Below are 1,436 nucleotides of genomic sequence, written 5' to 3' on the forward strand. Positions count from 1 at the left end.
GACCAACCCCCACTATCGCCCGAAGAGGCCGAACAACTCCCCCCCGATCCGCAAGAACCCAGCCACACACCCGACCTCGACCCGCCGACCACCACCGGCTACCTCAACGAGCTGCCACCCCGGCACGCCGCCGATCTCGAACCACCACCGGATCCCGACTCCATACACGCTGACCGCGACGAATTCGACGGTCTGCAATTTCACCAATTATCTACGCGCAGACCAACACCCCAACTCAAACCCGCACTAGCAAACGTACATAACCTCCGCACTGAATACGCCGCGGCGTCGAACAAATTTAACCAATTACGTGAACAAATGGGTTTCGGACACGGGCCAGCCGTACAATCTGCTATCGCAGAAATAATGCAGATGCGTCAACGCGCTGACGCTGATCGACCATATCTAGATGCGGTTATCGATGTCACCTTCGAGTGGGCAGAAGCCGAGAAACAATATGACGATTTGGCCGAAGGCGTCGAATGGGCACGAGCGCAGCTACACAAACTCCAAGCCCAGCCTGACGCCGACCCACTCGATGTCGCGTCGGCCGAACTCGACATCAAACTGCGCCTCATGTTGGTACCCGACACCTCACCGGCCGAGTGCTTCTACCCTGCGCTCACCGCCGCCCAACACGCCCGCACCGAAGCCGCCGGCGGCCCCGACAACGTCATCAGCCACGCTGACGTCGACACCTACCTTGACACCCTGCGCCAACGCGACGACCAAATCCTGCTGGCCACGCGCGCAGCGCTGTCTGAGCTGCGGGCACAACTCGACGCCGCCGAGGCCGCAGCCGCACGCGCCTTCGCCGAAGCCGAAACCCGCAACGCCGAACACATCACCGAACACATCGCACTGCTCGACAGCGAACTCGCGGTGCTCTCGGCCTGTACCCGCCACAACCCGGCCCGCCCCATGCGCATCCCAGCCACCGAGCTCACCGCACTGGCCGAGGCCACCAAGACGGCCCTACCCAAGCTTGCCCGACTGCCGTTCACCGTCACCCCCGTACGCGCCCTGCCCGGCCGCGACACCACCCGCGCCATGGCAGCCCTGCACCACGCCGCAGCCGCGGTCGATCGAAAAGTCCTGTGGTGCAGCCCCACCCAGGACGGCGCGGAGTTCGCCCGCGACAACAACCTCGCCGACACCACCACCACACTCGAGCGCGCCCGCAACCACATCGCCGACGGCACCTGGACACTGCCACCCGCAAGCCTGCTCGTCATCGACGACGCCGCCGCCGCCGACCCCCGCACCCTGGTCGACCTGATCACCCACGCCAGCACCACCCGGGCCGGCGTCATCCTGCTCGACACCACAACCCAGACCTGGCCGCCCAAACCCTCCGCCCGCCTGTTGGACTTGCTCCACACCGATCTGCCCTGGGCTGCAACCCTCGATGCCCCCGCCGTCGCTCGCGCCCACAC

At 65.3% G+C, this 1,436-nt stretch carries 2 protein-coding genes; one reads left to right on the forward strand and one right to left on the reverse strand.

Annotation, left to right across the window (positions count from 1 at the left end):
- Positions 1-12: 12 nt before the first annotated feature.
- A complete protein-coding gene (locus tag EET13_RS29645; protein ID WP_122445561.1) occupies positions 13-204 on the reverse strand; it encodes a hypothetical protein in 192 nt (63 codons plus the stop codon).
- 168 nt (positions 205-372) lie between these two features.
- On the opposite strand from EET13_RS29645, the gene EET13_RS29650 reads away from it, so the two are divergent.
- Positions 373-1,436 (forward strand): AAA family ATPase (locus EET13_RS29650; protein ID WP_168991368.1); only part of this gene is annotated, 1,064 nt, incomplete at its 3' end.

The organism is Mycobacterium attenuatum (genome assembly GCF_900566085.1).
Lineage (GTDB): Bacteria > Actinomycetota > Actinomycetes > Mycobacteriales > Mycobacteriaceae > Mycobacterium > Mycobacterium attenuatum.